Source organism: Salinimicrobium sp. WS361, assembly GCF_050750585.1.
Taxonomy (GTDB): domain Bacteria; phylum Bacteroidota; class Bacteroidia; order Flavobacteriales; family Flavobacteriaceae; genus Salinimicrobium.
Window position 1 is genome coordinate 124,734 of sequence record NZ_JBOJLM010000006.1, and the last position, 20,851, is coordinate 145,584.

19 protein-coding genes are annotated in these 20,851 nt (G+C 40.8%); 15 read left to right on the plus strand and 4 right to left on the minus strand.

The annotated features are described in order from the left end of the window. Positions 1 to 187 precede the first annotated feature (187 nt). On the minus strand, positions 188 to 793 hold the full coding sequence (locus ACQ93I_RS07945) for a DUF4494 domain-containing protein (RefSeq protein WP_431698003.1): 606 nt from the start codon (positions 791 to 793) through the stop codon (positions 188 to 190). Between the two features lie 383 nt (positions 794 to 1,176). Here ACQ93I_RS07945 and asnB point away from each other — a divergent pair, with 383 nt between their 5' ends. Then, the gene (gene asnB / locus ACQ93I_RS07950; protein ID WP_431698005.1) at positions 1,177 to 2,868 is read left to right on the plus strand and encodes an asparagine synthase B; all 1,692 of its coding nucleotides are present in this window, start codon (positions 1,177 to 1,179) and stop codon (positions 2,866 to 2,868) included. 115 nt (positions 2,869 to 2,983) lie between these two features. On the opposite strand, the gene ACQ93I_RS07955 is transcribed toward asnB, so the two are convergent. Then, entirely contained in the window at positions 2,984 to 3,727 is a 744-nt protein-coding gene (locus ACQ93I_RS07955) for an energy transducer TonB (protein WP_431698007.1), read from the minus strand. Positions 3,728 to 4,229: 502 nt separating this feature from the next. Between ACQ93I_RS07955 and ACQ93I_RS07960 the strand changes: the two genes are divergently transcribed. The 9 genes from ACQ93I_RS07960 (at position 4,230) to ACQ93I_RS08000 (ending at position 13,528) form a co-directional block, all read left to right on the plus strand. Then, positions 4,230 to 4,829: a SatD family protein gene (locus ACQ93I_RS07960; protein ID WP_431698008.1), complete on the plus strand. Its 600-nt coding sequence runs from the start codon at positions 4,230 to 4,232 to the stop codon at positions 4,827 to 4,829. Next, a complete protein-coding gene (locus ACQ93I_RS07965; RefSeq protein WP_431698009.1) occupies positions 4,826 to 5,542 on the plus strand; it encodes a DUF3307 domain-containing protein in 717 nt (238 codons plus the stop codon). Before ACQ93I_RS07960 ends, ACQ93I_RS07965 begins: the two co-directional genes overlap by 4 nt. A 32-nt stretch (positions 5,543 to 5,574) precedes the next feature. Continuing rightward, positions 5,575 to 5,712, plus strand: coding sequence for a hypothetical protein (locus ACQ93I_RS07970; RefSeq protein WP_431698011.1), 138 nt, complete (start codon positions 5,575 to 5,577; stop codon positions 5,710 to 5,712). Positions 5,713 to 5,985: 273 nt separating this feature from the next. Beyond that, positions 5,986 to 7,476: a S41 family peptidase gene (locus ACQ93I_RS07975; protein WP_431698013.1), complete on the plus strand. Its 1,491-nt coding sequence runs from the start codon at positions 5,986 to 5,988 to the stop codon at positions 7,474 to 7,476. Between the two features lie 665 nt (positions 7,477 to 8,141). After that, positions 8,142 to 10,298, plus strand: a complete 2,157-nt coding sequence (locus ACQ93I_RS07980) for a TonB-dependent receptor (protein ID WP_431698015.1) — start codon at positions 8,142 to 8,144, stop codon at positions 10,296 to 10,298. A gap of 113 nt (positions 10,299 to 10,411) precedes the next feature. Then, complete coding sequence (locus ACQ93I_RS07985) at positions 10,412 to 11,047, plus strand: hypothetical protein (protein ID WP_431698016.1); 636 nt, start codon at positions 10,412 to 10,414, stop codon at positions 11,045 to 11,047. 81 nt (positions 11,048 to 11,128) lie between these two features. Further along, positions 11,129 to 12,454 carry a 2TM domain-containing protein gene (locus ACQ93I_RS07990; protein ID WP_431698018.1) on the plus strand — a complete coding sequence of 442 codons (1,326 nt, stop codon included), beginning with the start codon at positions 11,129 to 11,131 and terminating at the stop codon, positions 12,452 to 12,454. Then, the gene (locus ACQ93I_RS07995; RefSeq protein ID WP_431698020.1) at positions 12,454 to 12,765 is read left to right on the plus strand and encodes a 2TM domain-containing protein; all 312 of its coding nucleotides are present in this window, start codon (positions 12,454 to 12,456) and stop codon (positions 12,763 to 12,765) included. The genes ACQ93I_RS07990 and ACQ93I_RS07995 overlap by 1 nt, the downstream gene beginning before the upstream one ends. 13 nt (positions 12,766 to 12,778) lie before the next feature. Continuing rightward, on the plus strand, positions 12,779 to 13,528 hold the full coding sequence (locus ACQ93I_RS08000) for a LytR/AlgR family response regulator transcription factor (protein ID WP_431698121.1): 750 nt from the start codon (positions 12,779 to 12,781) through the stop codon (positions 13,526 to 13,528). Between the two features lie 156 nt (positions 13,529 to 13,684). Here ACQ93I_RS08000 and ACQ93I_RS08005 read toward each other — a convergent pair whose 3' ends face one another. Further along, the gene (locus ACQ93I_RS08005) at positions 13,685 to 14,350 is read right to left on the minus strand and encodes a response regulator (RefSeq protein WP_431698022.1); all 666 of its coding nucleotides are present in this window, start codon (positions 14,348 to 14,350) and stop codon (positions 13,685 to 13,687) included. A 252-nt stretch (positions 14,351 to 14,602) separates the two neighbouring features. Here ACQ93I_RS08005 and ACQ93I_RS08010 point away from each other — a divergent pair, with 252 nt between their 5' ends. The 3 genes from ACQ93I_RS08010 to ACQ93I_RS08020 are packed head-to-tail and all read left to right on the plus strand — an operon-like array spanning position 14,603 to position 16,756. Then, positions 14,603 to 15,688: an endonuclease/exonuclease/phosphatase family protein gene (locus ACQ93I_RS08010; RefSeq protein WP_431698024.1), complete on the plus strand. Its 1,086-nt coding sequence runs from the start codon at positions 14,603 to 14,605 to the stop codon at positions 15,686 to 15,688. 50 nt (positions 15,689 to 15,738) lie between these two features. Further along, positions 15,739 to 16,509 carry a hypothetical protein gene (locus tag ACQ93I_RS08015; RefSeq protein ID WP_431698026.1) on the plus strand — a complete coding sequence of 257 codons (771 nt, stop codon included), beginning with the start codon at positions 15,739 to 15,741 and terminating at the stop codon, positions 16,507 to 16,509. A gap of 13 nt (positions 16,510 to 16,522) precedes the next feature. Then, positions 16,523 to 16,756, plus strand: a complete 234-nt coding sequence (locus ACQ93I_RS08020) for a hypothetical protein (protein ID WP_431698028.1) — start codon at positions 16,523 to 16,525, stop codon at positions 16,754 to 16,756. Between the two features lie 62 nt (positions 16,757 to 16,818). Here ACQ93I_RS08020 and ACQ93I_RS08025 read toward each other — a convergent pair whose 3' ends face one another. Then, positions 16,819 to 17,532 carry an arylesterase gene (locus ACQ93I_RS08025; protein ID WP_431698029.1) on the minus strand — a complete coding sequence of 238 codons (714 nt, stop codon included), beginning with the start codon at positions 17,530 to 17,532 and terminating at the stop codon, positions 16,819 to 16,821. 60 nt (positions 17,533 to 17,592) lie between these two features. Here ACQ93I_RS08025 and ACQ93I_RS08030 point away from each other — a divergent pair, with 60 nt between their 5' ends. Next, the gene (locus ACQ93I_RS08030; protein ID WP_431698031.1) at positions 17,593 to 18,276 is read left to right on the plus strand and encodes an ABC transporter ATP-binding protein; all 684 of its coding nucleotides are present in this window, start codon (positions 17,593 to 17,595) and stop codon (positions 18,274 to 18,276) included. Next, positions 18,263 to 20,809 (plus strand): ABC transporter permease, encoded by a 2,547-nt coding sequence (locus ACQ93I_RS08035; RefSeq protein WP_431698032.1) that lies wholly within the window; start codon positions 18,263 to 18,265, stop codon positions 20,807 to 20,809. Before ACQ93I_RS08030 ends, ACQ93I_RS08035 begins: the two co-directional genes overlap by 14 nt. Positions 20,810 to 20,851: the final 42 nt, after the last annotated feature.

Consider the following 20,851-nt stretch of genomic DNA (forward strand, 5'->3'; position numbering starts at 1 on the left):
GGTAAAAGTAGCAATTATTTTTAAAGTTGTAGGAAAAAATCCATAAGAATGGAAAAAATCCCATTGCATACACCATTTTCTCTTTCTTCTGAAAAACCTAACCCTTAGCTACATTACTTCTGAAATAAAAAAACCTCCTGAAAAGGGAAGTTTTTTTACCATTTTTGAAAGCCTGTTATGACTGAAGTTAAACCGCTTCTGAAACTTCTTCTGAAACTTCTTCTGAAACTTCTTCTGAAACTTCTTCTGAAACTTCTTCTGAAACTTCTTCTGAAACTTCTTCTGTAACTTCTTCGGCAACATCGTCTTCCGAAGTATTGGACGTCTCCACAACACCAAATTTTTCTAACTGCTCTTCTTCTCCTGTAAAATATGGGAAAACATCTAAGATTGGAGATTCGGTAATTGCGGGAATGGTATAATCTCCCATAGTATCGGCCATTGCTGTTGTTGTGTTCTCAAAAGCCTCTTTGATGTCGTTGGCCTGGACAAGCAGGTAAATATTCGTTTTTCTTTCCTTTCCGCTCTCTTCATCAAGTGCTATCAGGGAAACTTTTGATTTGAACCATCTGTCGGAATTTTCAAAAGGATGAACTTCCGAAAAATTCGCCACTTTGATGTTCATGATCCTGAAGTCTTCGTTGGTAAAGGTTTTCATCTCCTCTGTGATTCGAGATTCGGCCTCTGTATAAGATACCGCATCAAGCAGGTAAGTATCGGTTGTCACCTTCTGCTCTCCCGTCTCATGTGTTTTTCTGTATTTCACCTTACATTCATACCAAATAACGCTCATAGTTCATTTTTTTAGGGTGCCAAAAATATCATTTTAGACAGGTGTTCCTAAAAGAATTCAGCAATAGATATTCACAAAATGAAAAATTATTTCATTAGCATCTGAACATCAATACAATGAATGTTTTTCCGCATTTTCAGAATTTGTTTTTGAGATTCCAACTTCCGGAGCAATCAAATTTAATCCTGATTTTAATTCTCATACTTCCTTCAGGTTAAACCCCTCAAAAATGCCATTTTAGAGTTTTATTCTTCAGCAACAATTTATTTTTTCCGTAATAATTTTAACTAATTCAAAGAAAATTATCGGCATAACTATTAGTCTTACTAAATTTTTATTAGATATTTGTGACTCATCGTATACAAATTTAAAATTAGATTATTGTGTGTGGAATTGTATGTGCTTTCGAATTAAAAGAATCATCTGAATCTTTAAGGCCCCGTCTTTTAAGTATGGCGAAATGCCTGCGTCACCGTGGGCCCGATTGGAGCGGGATCTACAGTAACGAAAAAGCTATTTTGGCCCATGAAAGACTGGCGATAGTTGATCCTACTTCTGGAAAACAACCTTTATTAAGTGAAGACCAAAATCTGGTGCTTGCTGCCAATGGTGAAATTTATAATCACCGGGAGCTGCGTAAGCAGTTTGAAGGAACTTATAATTTCCAGACCGAATCTGATTGTGAAGTGATCCTTCCGCTTTACCGGGAGAAAGGGCCAAAATTCCTTGACGAAATGAATGGGATCTTCGGCTTTGCAATTTATGATGCCGAGAGAGACGAATATTTAATTGCCCGTGATCATATGGGGATTATCCCTTTATATATAGGTTGGGATGCCAACGGAACCTTTTACGTGGCTTCAGAACTAAAGGCGCTGGAAGGCCACTGTACCAAGATCGAATTATTTCCTCCGGGACATTATTTATCAAGTGAAGAAGAAGGTTTTCAACGCTGGTATCAAAGAGACTGGATGGATTATGAGAACGTAAAGAACAACGAAACCAGTATCACTGAACTGCGGAAGGCACTTGAAGCTGCTGTACACCGGCAATTGATGAGCGATGTTCCTTACGGGGTGCTTCTTTCTGGGGGGCTTGATTCATCAATCACTTCAGCTTTAGCAAAAAAATATTCAGATAAACGAATAGAGAGTGACGATGCCGATGCTGCCTGGTGGCCACGACTTCACTCCTTCGCCATTGGTCTTGAAGGTTCACCCGATCTTGCTGCGGCCAAAAAAGTGGCAGAGCATCTGGATACGGTTCACCACGAAATAGAATTTACCATTCAGGAAGGTATTGATGCCATTAAGGACGTGGTTTATCAACTGGAAACTTATGATGTTACCACGATAAGGGCTTCCACGCCCATGTATCTAATGGCCAGGGCTATCAAGGCCATGGGGATTAAGATGGTACTTTCGGGAGAAGGTGCAGACGAAATTTTTGGAGGTTACCTGTATTTTCACAAGGCTCCCAATGCCAAAGAGTTTCATGAAGAAACCGTGAGAAAACTGGATAAGCTACACCAGTACGATTGTCTTAGAGCCAATAAATCGCTTTGTGCCTGGGGTATTGAAGGAAGAGTGCCCTTCCTGGATAAAGAATTTATGGATGTTGCCATGCGCATCAACCCTCAGGACAAAATGATCAATGGTGAACGCATGGAAAAATGGGTGCTGCGAAAAGCTTTTGAAGATTATCTTCCCGAAAGTGTGGCCTGGAGGCAAAAAGAACAATTCTCTGACGGAGTTGGGTACAGCTGGATAGACACGCTTAAGGAGATGGTGAATACCCAGGTAAGCGATGAGCAACTTAAGAATGCCCATTTCAGGTTCCCGGTTCAACCGCCAAAGAGCAAGGAAGAGTTCTTTTACCGCTCAATTTTCACTGAACATTTCCCAAGTGATGCCGCTGCCCTATCGGTACCATCTGTACCATCGGTAGCCTGTAGTACGCCTACAGCTTTAGAGTGGGATGAATCATTCAGGAATATGAACGATCCATCGGGAAGAGCTGTTGCCAATGTTCATTCAGATGCCTATAAAAAAGAAGAAAAGGACGCAGCAATTTAGCAGATGTTAATCTCGCGTTGATGTTCAGCAAAACTAGCTGTAATCATTGCTGTTAATATAAAAACCCCTTCAAAGTGAAAACTTTGAAGGGGTTTTTTCGTCATATTATTTAGATTTAAATTTGGTCCCGTACTTCGTACATTATTGGCAGGGAGTATTCTACTGATACCGGCTTTTCCCTTTGCCTGCCTGGAATCATTTTAGGTAACAGCCTCACAACACGTGCTGCTTCCTCTTCCAGCCTCTTATTGGGTCCTCGTGCCCTAATATCGGCAACATCTCCTTTTTCATTGATCTTAAAGACAACATATATCCTGTTCATGCCGGTGAGCCCCAGTTCTTCACTAATCCGAACATTGAAGTGTTTCCTTACATGGGCATCGATCTTTTGAGACATACACTTTTTTTGCTCATCCTTGTTCTTAATACCTTCACAACCCGGGTAAGTTGGTATCTGTTGAACTACCATAAAAGGCACTTTTTCAATCTCTTCTTCCTCCTCTTCATAGGCCACTTCTTCTACCTCAATGATCTCCTCTATCTTTTCATCCTGGCTACTTTCTGTAGACCTTATTTTTGTTTCCTCAACCTCCATTTTATCTTCAACAACTTCTATTACTTCGGGCATTGGCGGGGGTGGAGGTGGCGGAGGCGGTGGAGGGGTGTTGAGTTGTGTAATTGGTATATCTTCCTGGTCAAAATCGGTCACCTGCACTTCCTGAAGGTCAACATCTTCGCTGCCATAAGATCTCCATTCCAGACCGTAATAAGTGATGCCGAGCATTATTATAAGTCCCACCTGGAAAAATATCATGCTCCTTCTTCCAAGATCTGCTTTTGGGTTCTTTTTGATTTGCATAACAGTAGATTTAGAAATTAACTACTAAAGCTTTATATCAAGAGGATTAAACCTCCGGAACTTGCAATTGGAAGGCTCCCGATTTGCTATTATAAAGGCTCTGGAATTCTTTTTACTCTTCCAGGTCTTTATAAAGAGAGCTGTGTCTGGTTTCCGTCATTTTCAGCTTAAAACATTTACTAACCAGCACATTAAAGATACTCACTCTTTGAGGCTTAAAGAATGATATTTGTCATACAGCCCCGGCAAACCTGCTATAGATTGATAGAATTGTGCATAAAAAGCCCGACTATTGCCGGGCGTCTATCAGGGAGTTTGAATACTCTTATTTTCTTTCTGAAGAAGTAATTTGGCAAAAGCTATATAACCGGATCTTTAAAACTATAGCTTTTCTTGAGCCTCCAACTCTCAGTATCATTATCGGATTAAATGACGATAATATTAATTATCGGGTTATAAGCCTATATTTGCATATATCGGATATTAACCCGATATTTAAAATATGAAAGCAGTAATCACCGGAGATATTGTAAATTCAAGAGCCGAGCCGGCAGCGCACTGGCTTCCTGTTCTTAAGGAAGTACTTGAACAGTACGGCCAGGAACCTCAGGAATGGGAAATTACCCGGGGCGACAGTTTCCAGCTTATTTTAGATCCTGAAGCAGCCCTTCATGCTGCTTTCCAGATCAAAGCGGGGATAAAGCAACTTTCGGGACTCGATGTAAGAATGGCGATTGGAATTGGAGAGCAGGAGTATAGGGCCAGGAAAATTAGTGAATCAAACGGCTCAGCATTTATTCGTTCGGGAGAATGCTTTGAAAATCTAAAAAAGCAACATTTGGGAATCCGTACAGGAGATCAGGAAAAAGACGAAACTTTCAACCTTCTCTTTTCCCTGGCCCTGCTCACTATGAACAACTGGAGTGCTACTGTAGCCAAAACCATTACTGTTTTTCTTAAATTCCCGGAAAAGAGTCAGACGGAATTGGCTCAACAATTAAACAAATCCCAAAGTAGTTTAAGTGAAGCATTGAAACGGGGTGGGTTTGACGAAATAATGCAGCTTGAAAATTTTTATCGTAAAAAAATTGATCGCCCATGACAGCACTTGCTTTAAAATTGCTTTTGGCTCACCTCCTGGGTGACTTCCTGTTACAACCCGACAGCTGGGTGGCCCAAAAAAGGCAAAAAAAACATCGCTCTCCTCTCCTCTACGCCCATATTGCCATACATTTTATTGTAATGCTGGCGCTGCTGGGCTTCAACTTTACTTATTGGCTGGGGATGCTTATAATTGTGATCACTCACTATTTCATAGACTTGCTTAAGCTACATCTTGAGGAGCGTTATCACAAAGGAAAACTGTTCATTTTTGATCAGGTAGCACATATATTGGTTATTGCTGCAGTAACCTACAGCTACCACGCATTTACCATAGAAGTGGGGGAATTTCTTCAGCCTGTAGTGCTGCTTTTCATTACCTGCATAGTATTTCTTGGTCCCGTGGCTGCAATTATAATGAGGCTGTTAATGAACCGTTGGGTTTTGCCTGAAGACAAAGAAAATGAATCCCTGCCCCAGGCCGGTAAATATATTGGAATGCTTGAACGCCTGCTGGTCTTTGCATTTATCGTCATCCAGCAATGGCCAGCAATTGGCTGGCTCATTGCAGCCAAATCCATCTTACGCTTTAGCGACCTTACCCGTGCTAAAGACAGGAAACTTACTGAATACGTACTTATTGGTACCCTGCTAAGCTTCTCCCTGTCAATAATTACAGGCCTGGTTTATTTTTATGTGAGAAATAGTATATAAAATGATTTTACTATTTTAGAAGAAAAAGAATTATGTCCAATACCGCATGGGGTTTTGCCATTATTTCAGGAGTAGTTTTAATTGCTGTTGCTGTGTACACTGTGATCAAGCTTAGAAAGCAGGTGCACAAAAGAGAACGGGAAGAGCAAAAAAAGAATGATTTAAACTGAGTATTTCTGAAATCACCTCTCAAAAAAGGCATTTTTGAAACATAATTTTTCACTGGTTACTTCGGAAGAAATTATTTTAAATTCGGGAAGAAGAATTTACCTGGTTTAGGTAAATTTGTAAGGTATTACTCCTGAATATTTCAGAAGTATTTGCCCTTTCAAGCCCGTAATGATCTTAGCCTGCATCATTTAACTTATTCTGGCACGGTTGCTGCTTTAAAGTTACCACAAAGCTTTTTAAGTATCTACTTAACTACTAAAACTCACATCTATATGAAGATTAAAAACTTCACCTTATTATTTGCCGCGTTTGCCTTCATTTTCACCTCCTGTTCTAAAGATGACGAAGTCCTTGAAAAAGAACCTACATCGAAGAATCCCGATGAAAATGTGGTGACACAGGAGCTGGAAGTTGAAGACTTCATCTATACCGGAATGAACGAGATATACCTTTATAAAGCAGATGTCGATGTTCTGGCCGATAATTATTTTAATTCTGAAGATGGAAAACTCGATTATCTCGCCGGCTTCAGCACTCCGGAATCCCTTTTTGAGAGCCTTAAGTCTTCCAGCGACCAATTCAGCTTTATTACAGATGATTATAAAGCGCTTGAAGATCAATTTAACGGCGTAAGCAGCAGCACAGCCGGAATGGATTTTGGCCTGGGTGGAATTACCGGTACCAATTACCTTTTTGGATTTCTTCAGTATGTTATTCCTAATACTCCTGCCGCCGAAGCCGGTCTTACCCGCGGAACTGTTTTCACAGAAATAAACGGACAAAAAATCACTTTAAACAACCTCGAGTCTCTACTCGACTCCAACTCCCTTACCATTAACATTGGAAAAGTGGAAAATAACACGCTGGTACTTACAGACGAAACTGTCACTCTTGATCATTCCTCGTACACTGCAAACCCGGTCCAACTGGTGAAAACCCTTGAAGTAGACGGTATACAGGTAGGATACCTTATGTATAACAGCTTTATTGGAAACTTTGATGACGAATTGAACCAGGCCTTTGGCGAGCTTAGAAGCCAGGGTGTTGATGAACTCATTCTTGATCTTAGGTACAATGGCGGTGGAGATGTAGAATCTGCCGTAGATCTTGCCAGCATGATCACAGGTCAATTTGAAGGAAAGGTATTTATGCAGGAAATGTGGAATGAGACTTACCAGACATATTTTGAGGAAAATGCTCCCGAAAGACTGCTGAATCTATTTGACAGCAAAATAAGAACCGGTGAGACCATAAACAGCCTTAACCTTTCAAAAGTGTATGTTTTAACTACAGCCAGTACAGCTTCGGCCAGCGAACTTATCATCAACGGACTTGAACCTTACATTGAGGTAGTACAGATAGGCGAAACAACAACTGGTAAATTTCAGGCTTCGGTAACCTTGTATGACAGTGAAGACTTTTCAAAAGATACAGAAGTAAATAAGAACCATACCTATGCCCTACAGCCGCTTGTACTAAAATCGGCTAACGCCAATGGAAAATCCGATTACTTTAACGGCTTGAAACCAGATGTTGAAATGAGGGAAGACATTAATAATCTTGGAACACTGGGAAGTCCCGATGAACCATTTTTACAGGCAGCTTTAAACCATATACAGGGAATCTCACCAGCCGCCGCAGCTTCTGCCCAACAAAAAAGATCAGAAAGCACCCTGAAAATTGTAGGAGACGGAGAAATGTTTGAACCTTACTACCAGAGAATGTACCTTGATAAAGTGCCTGCACTTATCAAAAGAAAATAACCAGAATTAAAAGAACTCAAATCTCTCTAATCCAATTAGAGATTGACACTAAAGAGGCTTCGAAAGGAGCCTCTTTTTTTTGTGAGCAAGCCACTGAGAGAATAACACAAAGAAATTTAGTTCTTATCTAGTCTACACCTTTCTGTGGAAAAATTCATCATTTTTTGTTAATCTATTGGCTAAATCCCCATATTCAGCCATTATTATATGGAGAAATTTACATATCGACAGGGTTGTATGAAACCACTTACACAAACCGTAACCCATGGTAAATAAAGCGTTACGCCCTCTTCACCACATCTAGCACTAAATATTTCGTAGTATTTATTCTTCTTACTTCTTCAAAATGGAATTGGTATTGCTTCTATAGCTATGACCAAATACCACAATTATGAGATTAAGAGAAAAACGATTATACAAAAAAGTTTTCCTTGAGGCATATCTTGCGCAAATTAACTGGGATTGGCTATTTCTAAAAGGTCAATTGATCTTCACCGGAATTATTAGTCTTGGAACTATAATTTTCATCTTCTGGTTTTTGCTCTAACTCTAACCAGAAAAACTACTTTCCTCTGAAAACGCACTTCATCTTTAAGATCCTACAATTCAGTAGAATTTAGTTCTACAAACATTGTAAGCTGTTCATCTTTACAAAAATTTATAAGATGAAGTCGGTATTTACATTGTTGGGATTGTTCCTTACATTATCGTTGCAGGCCCAGAATCAAATTTCCGGAAAAGTAACCGACCGGAACGAGCAGCCAATTGCCGGTGCCAACGTTTACCTGGAAGGGACCTATGATGGTGCCACTACAAACTCTTTTGGAGAATTCTCTTTTTCTACCAAAAACCGGGGGGAACAAACCCTCGTGATCTCCTACATTTCTTTTGAAACCGCACGCAAAAAGATACAGGTAAACACTGCGCAGCACCTGTCTATAAAGCTCAGGGAAGATGTTACGGCTCTTGATGCTGTAACTCTTAGCGCCGGCACATTTTCTGCGGGAGATAACTCTAAAGTCACTGTGCTAAAACCTCTTGATGTAGTTACCACGGCAGGGGTGGCAGGAGATCTTATGGCCGCTTTGCAAACCCTTCCCGGCACGCAGCCGGTAGGAGAAGATGGCCGCCTTTTTGTGAGAGGAGGTACAGCCGGAGAAACTTCTGTATTTATTGATGGGCTCAGGGTGTTCCGACCCTATACTTCTTCTGCTAATAACCTACCCAGTCGCGGGAGATACTCCCCTTTTCTTTTCGACGGAATAACTTTTTCTACAGGTGGCTATTCAGCCGAATATGGACAGGCACTCTCAGGGGTTTTACTCCTGAATACTATTGCCGAACCAGACCAAACTGAAACCAATATTTCGCTCATGAGTGTGGGTGGCGGGCTGGGGCACACTCAAAAATGGCAAAAATCTTCCCTCTCTTTAAATACAGGTTACATCAACCTTTCCCCCTATCTTAAATTGGTGCCCAATAATGAGCAGGCAAAATTTAAAAAACCATACCAGAGTTTTAGCAGTGAAAGTGTTTACAGAAAGCACAGCAAAAATGGCATTTTTAAGTGGTATACAGCTTATGAGCTTACCAACCTCGAAGTACTACAACCCGATATTGACCAACCCCAGCCGGTAAACTTTAGCCTGAAAAATGAAAACCTCTACACCAACCTTTCCTACAAGTCGGCTCTTGGGAATGGCTGGAGTTTTAACCCCGGAGTAAGCGCCTCATATAGCCGCAACAAATTTGATATAGACCTCACCCAAATTGAAAATCGGGAATTGGCTGCCAATTTAAAACTGAAAATGAGCAAAAGGTTCAACAATCGCATAAAACTTCACTTCGGAGGAGAGTATATCTATAAAACTTTTTCTGAAGATTTTATTGCTTCTGAAAATACTGAAGAGCTTCAGATTAAACCCGAAGTTTCAGCAGGATTTGCTGAAGCCGATTTTATATTCAGTAAAAAATTTGCGCTCAAAATGGGTTTCCGCAGTACTTATCTGGACTTAAAAAAACAGTTTTACTGGTTACCCCGACTTTCAATGGCTATGAAAACCGGAAATGACGGACAGCTTTCCCTGGCCTACGGACAATACCTGCAACAGCCTGAAACTGATTTACGAAAATTTGATCAAACCCTGGAGCCTGAAACCGCTACGCATTACATTCTAAATTATCAATGGACGCGCCCCGGTTACATTTTACGGGCAGAAGCATATCACAAAGAATACAATGATCTCGTTAAGTTCAATACGCCCGAACCCGGCTATAATAGTGCTTATACCAATGAAGGATACGGTTACGCCCGTGGTGCTGATTTCTTTTTTAGGGATGATAAAAGTTTCGAAAACCTGCAGTATTGGATCTCTTACAGTTTCATTGACTCACAACGGGATTTTAGAAATTTCCCGATAAAGACCACTCCACAATTTGTCGCCAACCACACAGCAAGCCTGGTGACAAAATATTGGATTGAGGAATTAAAGAGTCAGGCGGGTTTCACCTATACCTTCGCTTCGGGAAGGCCTTATGAAGACCCCAATACTTCAGGATTTATGAATAGGAAAACGAAAAACTACAATAGCCTCAGCTTTAACTGGGCATATCTACTTAGTCAGCAAAAGATCATTTATTTCTCTGTCTCCAATGTTTTGGGTAGCAAGAATGTTTTTAATTATGATTACGCAAAAAAGGCTGATGAAAATGGCATTTTTGAGAGGCAGGCAATTACCCCGGCAGCCGACAGGTTCTTCTTTGTCGGGTTCTTCTGGACCATCAGCAGTAATAAAAGCAAAAATCAACTGGATAATCTCTAAAGGTTTCAGTTCGTCATTAAAATATTACAGTTCAGTAAAAATGAATTCAGGCTTGAACAAAAAAACTGCAATTTCGAAATAGATTTTAATATTAACCGTATAACCACACCATTATGCAAGCATTTATCATCACTGTCGCCCTCTCCCTTTTCACTGCTATTGGTTTAAACGCCCAGACACAATATGAGCAGGAAATGACCAGAGCCCTGGAGTTATGGGAAGATCAAAAACCCGAAGAGGCAGCCAATCTTTTTGAACGTATTGCCGGCGCCGAAGCAGAAAATTGGCTTCCGTATTACTATGCATCACAAATTAAGATCGTGGAAAGCTTCCCTGTGACCAACAGAGCCCAAAAAGAAAAAATGCTTAAAGAAGCTCAGAATTTACTGGATAAAGCAAAAAACCGCAATGCCGATAAAGTAGAGATCATGATCCTTCAGGCCATGTTACACACCTCAAGGCTCACCATAGACCCTTCAACCTACGGGATGAAACTGGCGCCTGTGATTTCAGGAATTTATTCTGAAGCTTCTAAACTAGACCCAGACAACCCCCGGTTATTTCTCTCAAAAACTGAATGGGATATGGGCACTGCAGCCTACTATGGTGAAGACCCCACTAAATATTGTCCTACTTTAGAAGCAGGGCTTGAGCTCTTTGCAGAAGAAGATCACGCTCCCACAGTGGCTCCCGCATGGGGGGAAGAAAGAATGAAAAAGCTCATTGAACAGACATGTAACAACAAGTAGTCTTTAACAGTACCCCAAAAAAATATATATTTAAAAAACCGGAAAAGAAACCGAAATTAGCTCATCTCAAATACTAAAAAAGTGAAAGAAATCCTCAAAATCATAAAGATCTCAATTATTATTTGTGCAGGACTCGTTCTCATAAATAGCCTTTTTGGTGCACACCGTTGGGAAAACATAATGGACTGGAGTGTATGGGGAACATACTTTTTTTATTCTTTCGTTCTCACCGCCCTAAACTCCACATACTTCAACCTTTTTGCCAGGAAGATTGGATGGCAGGGAGCGAATTTAATGAGGATTATTTTGGCAGCTGTGGGTTCTATTGTGCTTACAATGATAGGCTTTTTTCTTTGCAGGCTTATAGATGAGACGCTTTTCCAGGGCTTCACGGTACAGCATTTCTTAGCCAATGAAAAGCTGAGCTATTATCTTTTTCCCTTATTCTTAACCGCCTTTATATCGCTTATTTTTCATCTGGTGTATTTTTATAAAGCACTCCAGGATAAAAGAGTTACAGAACAAAAAATCATTGCAGGTAATGCTTCAGCTAAATTTGAGAGCCTTAAGAATCAAATTGATCCGCATTTTTTATTCAATAGTCTTAACGTACTTACTTCCCTTATTGAAGAAAATCCAGAGCAGGCCCAAAAATTCACTACCGGTCTTTCCAAGATTTACAGGTATGTACTGGAGCAAAAAAACAAGGAGCTGGTAGACCTTGAGGAGGAAATTAAATTTGCGGTGACCTATATAAACCTTTTAAAAATGAGGTTTGAAAACAGCATTTATTTTGAGGTTCCCGGGCAACTGTCTACCCCCGAAGCCAAAGTTGTTCCTTTATCTTTACAACTCTTGCTGGAAAATACTATAAAACACAACGTAGTGAGTGAAAACAAACCTCTGCGCATTAAAATATTTGAAGAAGACGGTTACCTGGTGCTGGAGAATAACCTTCAGGAAAAAGAAGTTTTACAAAAACGTGCGGGAGTAGGGCTACAAAACATTGTTAGCCGGTATGGTCTTGTAACCCGACGGGAAGTCCAGATTATTAAAGAATCAAAGAACTTTTCAGTAAAAATTCCGATACTCACCAAACAAATCAACATCATGAAAACAGAAAATATATCAGAAAACAATGCATATTTTAAAGCTAAGCGACGAGTAAAAGAGATTAAGGAATTCTACGGGAATTTAATCTCTTACTGTCTTGTGATCCCTGGGCTCGTTTTAGTTAACTACTATACTTATTGGGACTTCCAGTGGTTCTGGTTTCCAATGGCAGGCTGGGGTCTTGGACTTGTAATTCATGGCTTCTCGGTCTTTGGTTACGGTGCCAACTGGGAAGAACGAAAAATACAGGAATTGATGGAAAAAGAAAAACAATGCACAAAAACCTGGAACTAATGGAAACAAATGATAAATCCTTTCAGTATCAACTCGCTAAAAAAAGGGTGAAAAAAATTAAAGGATTTTATGTCCACATGCTGGTGTACCTGTTTATTAATATTGCCATTATTGCAGTGAATACAAGAGGAAGAGGCTTAATTGAAGGCATGCAGGATCTGGGTAATTACTTCACTGCCTTCTTTTGGGGAATTGGACTATTTTTTCATTGGTGGAATGTTTTTGGTCCCGATGTTTTCTTCGGAAAGAACTGGGAAGAGCGAAAAATCAGGGAGCTTATCGATAAGGAACAGAGAAAGACCTGGGAATAAATTTTTATAGATGATACAAGCAGTTATTGTTGAAGACGAAAAACCATCTGCGCGAAGGTTGCAGCGCATGTTGGAGAGCCTGGGAGTAAAAGTAAGAACCATCCTTCATTCTGTTGAGGAAGCCCGCGATTGGTTTTTAGAAAATGAGCACCCCCATTTAATCTTTTTAGACATCCAGTTGAGCGATGGGCTTTCCTTCGAAATCTTTGAAGATATTGAGATTAAAAGTCCGATTATATTCACCACTGCCTATGACGAATATGCACTGCAGGCTTTCAAGCTAAATAGTATAGATTACCTCCTGAAGCCTATAGATGACGAAGAGCTGGCAGCCGCTGTTAAAAAGTTTCAAAACAACCATCAAAAAAGGGATGTTAATGTAAGCTTTAATGAGCTGAAATCTCTGCTAAACATCCCCGGTTCAGGTTTTAAAAAGCGTTTCTCCATACAGGTGGGCCAGCATTTAAAGCTCATAGATGTTTCAGAAGTTGTTTGCTTTTATTCCGAAAATAAGGCCACCTACCTTCATACTTCCGGAAACAGAAGTTACCTGCTGGATGGTAGCCTGGACAAGCTGGAGTCTGAATTAGATCCTGAAAGATTCTTTAGGGTAAGTAGAAAATTCATTATCGCATTGGAGGCTATTGAAGACATACTCACCTATTCAAATATGCGGCTTGAAGTAAAACTGAAGAATTACAATGGGGAGCAGATCATAGTAAGCCGGGAACGGGTGAAAGATTTTAAAGATTGGCTGCAGTAATTGTGAAGTATTCCTGTTTTCTATACGAAATCATATCCATGAAGATATCTCGATAAGAAAGTAAAAGCCAAAAAAGAAGCCGCCTTCTCTACGAGCATTCCGGTTACCCTACATTCCCGGAAGCATGGCAGAAAATGACGGCCTTTCTTTATCTAGTTAGATCAATTTAAGATCTTTCAATATACCCACTAAATGTGGAGTTGTATTGGCTCCAAAATCTTCGCGAAGCTCTTTTAGTCTTTTTTCTATAGAACTCCTGCTGTTTGGTGTGATTCCCCTTGTTTTAAAATCCCCCTCTATTTCATCCTGCGTATAACCTGTAGCAATAGACTTTAAAAGTTCCATCTCCCAGTCTCCCAGAATTAAAATAGTGTCGTCTCTCAAAAGTCTTTCAATGCGCAAAGAATTGTACTTATCACCTTTGTTGACCGCCTGAATTGCCTCCCTGAGGTCGCGCATGCCATGCCGGTCTTTAGACACATATCCATCAATATTTCCCGATTCCCAAAGGGTACGAACAGTTTGTGGATTATCTTCAATAGTGTTTACCAACACCTTTAAATCGGGGTCTTCTTCTTTAACCGCTGAAATCAATTCTTTACCTGACCTTAATTTCTCAGGACGATAATCGGGCCTGAAAGATAGGTCACAAATAAGAAGATCAAATGGACTCCCTTCCCTTTTTGCCTTTTTAAAAAGCAACCAGGCTTCATCGCAATATTGGGCATGTTCTACCGTGCATATTCCAAGATCATTCAGTAATCCGGCCACTGCCAGGTTAATACTGTCAATATCTTCTGCTACAAGTACCTTCTGAAACATCGCTCTTTGAACAGGTAAACCCACTTTAATGACTTTCTTTGCCCCAAAATTAAGACAAACAATTCAGGTTCTATTACGGAAAACCGTAATTCACTAAAAAAAACGAAAACGTTTGAGATTTTTTATTTCAATATTTCCCGCTGCTGCACCCTTAGCAGCTTGAGTTTAAAAGAATTCAGCAAGAAAAGAACTGTGCAGGTTTTCAAATAAACACAAAACAGTATATTTGAAGCAGCTATCTTAACCAAGAATATGAATATTGCAGAAGTAACTGCTTACATCCTCAGTTTTATAATCCTGTTTCCCACAGCGGCCTCAATAAGCCGATTTGACCAGTGGTGGATTAGAGATTTCGATTTTCCCAGATTGCAGATAAGTGTTCTTATCCTTGCGGTGATAATCTACAATGCCGTAGCTTTCGACTTTAGTTCGGTATGGGAGACGATCATAACCGTGGTGGTAGGATTAAGCTTTATTTACCAGGCCATAAAGATCTATCCCTACACTTACCTGGCTTCAAAACAGGTAAAAGTATACCGGGGAAAGGAGGTAGAAAGACAGGTGTCAATCCTTGTTAGCAATGTACTTACAACCAATACTAAATACGATAAGCTCGTTAAACTCATAATTCGGGAGAACCCCGATCTTGTTCTTACCCTGGAAAGTGATGAAATATGGGAAAAAGAGCTAAGTCGTATAGAAGAAGAATATCCTTATACGGTGAAAATTCCGCTTGAAAATCTCTACGGAATGCACCTCTACTCAAAACTTGAGCTGGAGGATATTGATGTTAAATATATCATTTCAGAAGAAATTCCTTCAATTCACGGAAAGGTAAAACTAAGATCGGGAGAAAAGGTAAATATTCACTGTCTTCACCCCAAGCCTCCAAGCCCTTCTGAAGATGATACTTCCACAAACCGCGATGCAGAGCTACTGCTGGTAGGAAGAGAAATAGATGGTAAAAATTCTACCCTCGTCTTTGGAGATCTTAATGATGTGGCTTGGTCAAGAACCACGAAACTTTTCCTTCGTTTAAGCGGACTTCTTGATCCGCGTATTGGTCGTGGCTTTTACAATACTTTTCATGCACAATACCCCGTTTTCAGGTGGCCTTTAGACCACGTTTTCCACAGCAGCGATTTTCTGCTGCTAAGCTTAAAAAGACTGGAAAAAATGGGATCAGACCACTTCCCTATGTTCATTAAACTTGTCTATCAACCTGAAAACGTAGAGAAAAATGGCAATGGCGAAACCGAAGAACCCGATGATGAAGAAAAGGAATGGGCCGAAGAAAAAATAGACAAAGGCCAACATCCTGAGTCACATCAATCTTAATTATTCTTTACAGTTTTTTTACTTTTATTCGGAGGTTGCCAACAATTAATATGAAAAATGCAGATTTCTTAATCGACTGGTATCATAAAGAAAATGAGAGAAAAGATTCTCTAAACAATTCTTTAAATATTCCGATTGGTATATTAACAGGGTTGTTTATTCTTTTCTTTTTCTTATTTAAGGAATTTAAGCTGGAGAAGGATTTCAGTTTGACTCTAAATATCATCTTCTATATCTTCCTGTTTTTAGCTATAGTTGCTTGGATAGTTGTTGTCTACAATTTATTCGGTTCTTACAATAACTTTTTTAAAGGCTATACATATCAAGCACTTCCATATCCGACGATATTGGAAAAGCATTATGCAGATTTAGAATTATTCTGCGAAGAGAACAAGGATGAACTCGATGAGAACACTACACCAGAAACCTTGTATAAAGATCAATTTCAAGATATGTTGTCGGGGTATCTAAATGTAAACATCAACAATAACGACTTAAAAGCCTCTTTTTTGTTTACAGCAAAAAAGTATTTAATATGGTGTTTTATTTTAGTATTATTAAGTTGTTTCCCATTTAGTTATAATTATCAAAAGCACAATAACACTGAAAAAATTAATAAAATTGAAATCTCAAACTTAGAAGAAATCCTAGCAATATTAACTTTAACTAAGATCAATGAGCAAAAAGCCGACACCACCACCACCGCCACCACCGAGATTTATAAAAGAAGGAAATCGGCCGACTCCGCCGCCGCCGCCACCTCCAAGAACAAATCCTCCAAGAACAAATCCTCCAAGAACAAATCCTCCAAAACGAGGTAGATAATTTAATACAATGAAAAACTCAAAAATTGAATTAGATCTAAAAGATTATGAGGGCAGAAGCATTTCCGAATTGAAAAATGCCATTTATAATGAATTGAACAAATTAAAGGTAATTTACTCCGCACCTCGACCAGGAAATGATAAAAGAATATATAGTTACCACCCTTTTGAAACACTCCCTCCGAGGGACGATCGAGACTATCATATTATAAAAGAAATACAATATGGTGATCCAGAAAATTAACTGTTGCCAACAATAAATAGCACAAATCGCGGAATACCTTCCAAAAATGCCATTTTTGACACCTAATCTTTCTCTTGTATTACCGGCTCAAGAACTTCCCACACGTTCATAGCTACAATATCATAACCTTCGGCTGTGGGGTGAATCCCATCCTGCTGGTTAAGCTCTGGATCACCTGCCACTCCTTCCAGTAAAAAAGGAATAAGATGAACATTGTTTTGTCGGGCCAGTTCAGGGAAGAGTTCCTTAAAATCTGCAGTGTATTCTGTTCCTAAATTCGGTGGAATCTGCATTCCCGCCAGGACGATCTCCACATCGGGATTTTTTTGGCGTACCATCTCAATAATGGCCTGCAGGTTCTTCCGGGTCTCCTCTACCGCGATGCCGCGAAGGCCATCGTTCGCGCCCAGAGCCAGCACAAAAACATCAACCTCCTGGTTGAGCACCCAATTGATCCTGTTCTTTCCGGCTGCAGTGGTTTCCCCACTAAGTCCGGCATTTACCACGCTGTAATTAAGCCCCAGGGAATCGATGATCTTCTGAATTTCTGCCGGATAACCTTCAGCAGGATCAAGACCCATCGCTGCGGTAAGGCTGTCTCCAAAAAACAGAATAGTCCCAGTGTCTCCAGCATCTTCAGGAGCATCAGTATCTTCAGTTTCATTTTCAACTTCCGAAGCAACATTTATCTCAGCCTCATGCGCTTCTTTTTCGGTTTGTTTACAGGAAGAAAATAACAGCAGTGTCAAAAATGGCAAAAACAACAGGTTTCTCATGGCTACAGGCTTGAAGTGAAAATCATTTCTTATTTTGCTTTTTTTGAAAGCGAACTAAAGATGACAAAAATATTGAACGTGCACAACCTGAAGAAAAGCTTTTCCAGCGCCTCGAGGTTGCTTACCGTGCTCCACGACATAAGCTTTGATGTTGAAGAGAAAGAGACTTTTGCTATTGTGGGGCCTTCGGGCAGTGGAAAGACCACCTTGCTGGGGCTTTGTGCAGGGCTTGACAGGCCCGATAGCGGCAGTATTGAACTCTGCGGCACCGGGTTGACTACGCTTTCAGAAGATGAGCGGGCAGTACTCCGCAATCAAAAGGTAGGGTTTGTCTTTCAGGATTTTCAGTTACTTCCCACTTTAACGGCTTTAGAAAATGTCGCTGTTCCGCTTGAGCTACAGGGTGCCAAAAATGCTTCGGAAGTTGGAAAAGATCTGCTCGAAAAAGTCGGCCTGGGCGGGCGCTTTGATCATTACCCTTCACAGCTTTCGGGCGGGGAACAACAACGGGTAGCGGTAGCCAGGGCTTTTTCAAACCGGCCTACCATCCTCTTCGCCGATGAACCCACAGGAAATCTCGATGCCGAAACAGGAGAAAAAATTATTGAACTGTTGTTTGAGCTCAACAAACAGGCAGGAACCACTTTGATCATCGTGACACACGACCTTGAGCTCGCAAAAATGACACAGCGTATTCTGCACCTCAAAGGTGGAAAAATTGTAGAGACTCATGAGCAGCACTAACCCCCGCAGCACCTTCAAGTGGCTTATAAAAATGGCCTGGCGCGACGGAAAGGCAAGCGGCCGGAAACTTAGTCTATTCATGGGCTCCATTATTTTGGGTATTGCTGCCGTGGTTTCTATACAATCTTTTGGAGAAAGCCTGAAAGATAATATCGCACTGCAATCTAAAGCCATGATGGGTGCCGATTATAAAATTGACCTTGACCAGGCTCCCACTCCTGAAGTACTTTCTATCATTGATTCTTTAGGAGGTGCCCCTGCCAGGGAAATAAGTTTTACCTCGATGGCTGCCTTTCCCGGAAATGGCACGACCAGGCTGGTGCAGGTAAGAGGAATTGAAGGGGGGTTCCCTTTTTATGGAGAGCTGGAAACCCGCCCTGCAACGGCAGGAAAGACCTATCAGGAAAACGGCGGCGCTTTGGTTGATGCCACTGCAATGCGCCAGTTCAACCTAAGCCCCGGCGACAGTATTAAAATAGGAAAAGTTACCCTGCCTATTGCCGGAGCTTTAACATCAATTCCCGGCAGCAATTCATTCTTTAGCTCTGTAGCCCCACCTGTTGTTATTCCTCACCATATTATCGAGGAAACGGGGCTGATTCAAACCGGGAGCCGTATCTCTTACGATTATTATTTCACCGCAGCAGCAAATACAGATCTTGAACAGCTGGACGAAGTACTGGACCCGCAACTTGACAAACTGGAAGCCGATCTTGACACCCACACCGCTACCAGCGAAAGATTGGGCCAGCGTTACGACAACTTTGGCAAATTTCTTAACCTCGTAGCCTTTATAGCCTTACTTCTTGGGTGCGTAGGGATTGCAAGTGCAATAAATATTTACATTAAAGGTAAATTGAAATCGGTTGCAATCTTAAAATGCCTGGGAGCAACAAAAAGGCAGTCTTTTATTATATACCTCCTACAAATTGCGGCTATGGGCGTTCTTGGTGGAGTTTTAGGCACTATCGCAGGCTTGCTTTTACAGCAGCTATTTCCTTTACTGCTGGAAGGTCTTTTACCGGTAAGCATTCAGGTTACTTTTAAACCTCAAATTATCATTTTAGGAATTCTGCTGGGGCTGTTTATGGCAGTTTTGTTTGCCTTAATTCCGCTTATTGGCACGCTGTACGTCTCCCCTTTACAGGCCCTAAGAGTACAATCTGAGAGCAACCCTAAAAAAGGAAAAGCAAAACTTGCTGTACTGGCAGGCATTTTTCTTTTTATTCTTCTTTTCTCTTACTGGCTGCTGCAAAATTGGAAATATTCTTTGGCCTTTGTGCTGGGAATTGTTGTGACCTTCGCAATACTTGCAGGCATTGCCACACTATTTATGAAGCTAATTAGAAGAAATTTCCCTGCCGCCTGGGGTTTTCCGGCAAGACAGAGCCTTCAGAATCTATTTAGGCCGCAAAATCAGACTTTAACCCTGGTACTGGCTATTGGAGTGGGAACCTTTTTAATTAGCACCCTCTATTTTACCAAAGATGTTTTACTTGCACAGGCTTCTTTAGATGCACAAAAGAACAGCCCAAATATGATCTTGCTTGATGTGCAGACTGAGCAGGCAAAGGCGGTGGCACAAACTATTAAGAATAGCGGGAGCCCGGTACTTAATGATATTCCCATTGTTACTATGCGCATACAGAGCATTAAAGGGAGATCCGTAAACGAGATAAGGGAAGATTCTACCTCGGGGATTAACCGTTGGGTGCTTAATCATGAATTCAGGGTGACCTATACCGACTCCTTAAAAAATTCTGAAACCCTTACCGCCGGAGAATGGATTCGCCAGGTTGATGATACTAACCTCATCCCTATTTCAATAAGTGATAATTTTGCTGAAGATGCACAGGTGGCAATTGGAGATAGAATTTCCTTCAACGTACAGGGAGTAATGATGAATACAGAAGTGAGGAGTGTGAGAGCGGTTGACTGGACGCAGATGGACCCAAATTTCACGATAGTTTTTCCGCGGGGAGTATTGGAAGATGCGCCACAATTCCGGGTGATCACCACAAAAGTTCCCGATGATAATGCCAGTGCAGCCTTACAACAGCAACTGGTGAGTTCATTCCCTAATATCTCTATTCTTGATCTTAGGCAAATCATCTCGGTAGTAGAAGATCTCCTGAATAAAATTGCATGGCTCATTAATTTCATGGCCTTTTTCAGCATTTTTACGGGAATCATTGTGCTTCTTGGAGCCGTTCGCACCAGCAAGTTTCAGCGGATAAGAGAAAGTGTCTTACTGCGTACTATTGGCGCCCGGAGTTCTCAAATTCTAAAAATTCTTGCCCTGGAATATTTCTATCTGGGAGCACTGGGAACATTATCGGGCATCCTGCTTTCCTTGTTAAGCAGTCAGTTGCTCGCATGGTTGTTATTTGACAGTGTTTTTACACCTTCAGTTTTCCCATTTTTGGTCCTCTTTCCGGCGATCACCCTACTGGTGATATTTATTGGGCTCACCAACAGCATAAGCGTAATTAAAAGTCCGCCGTTAGAAGTGCTTCGGAAGGAAAGCTATTAGAGCATTTTGTTATGAACTGAATTTTTTCCGAAGTAATTCAGG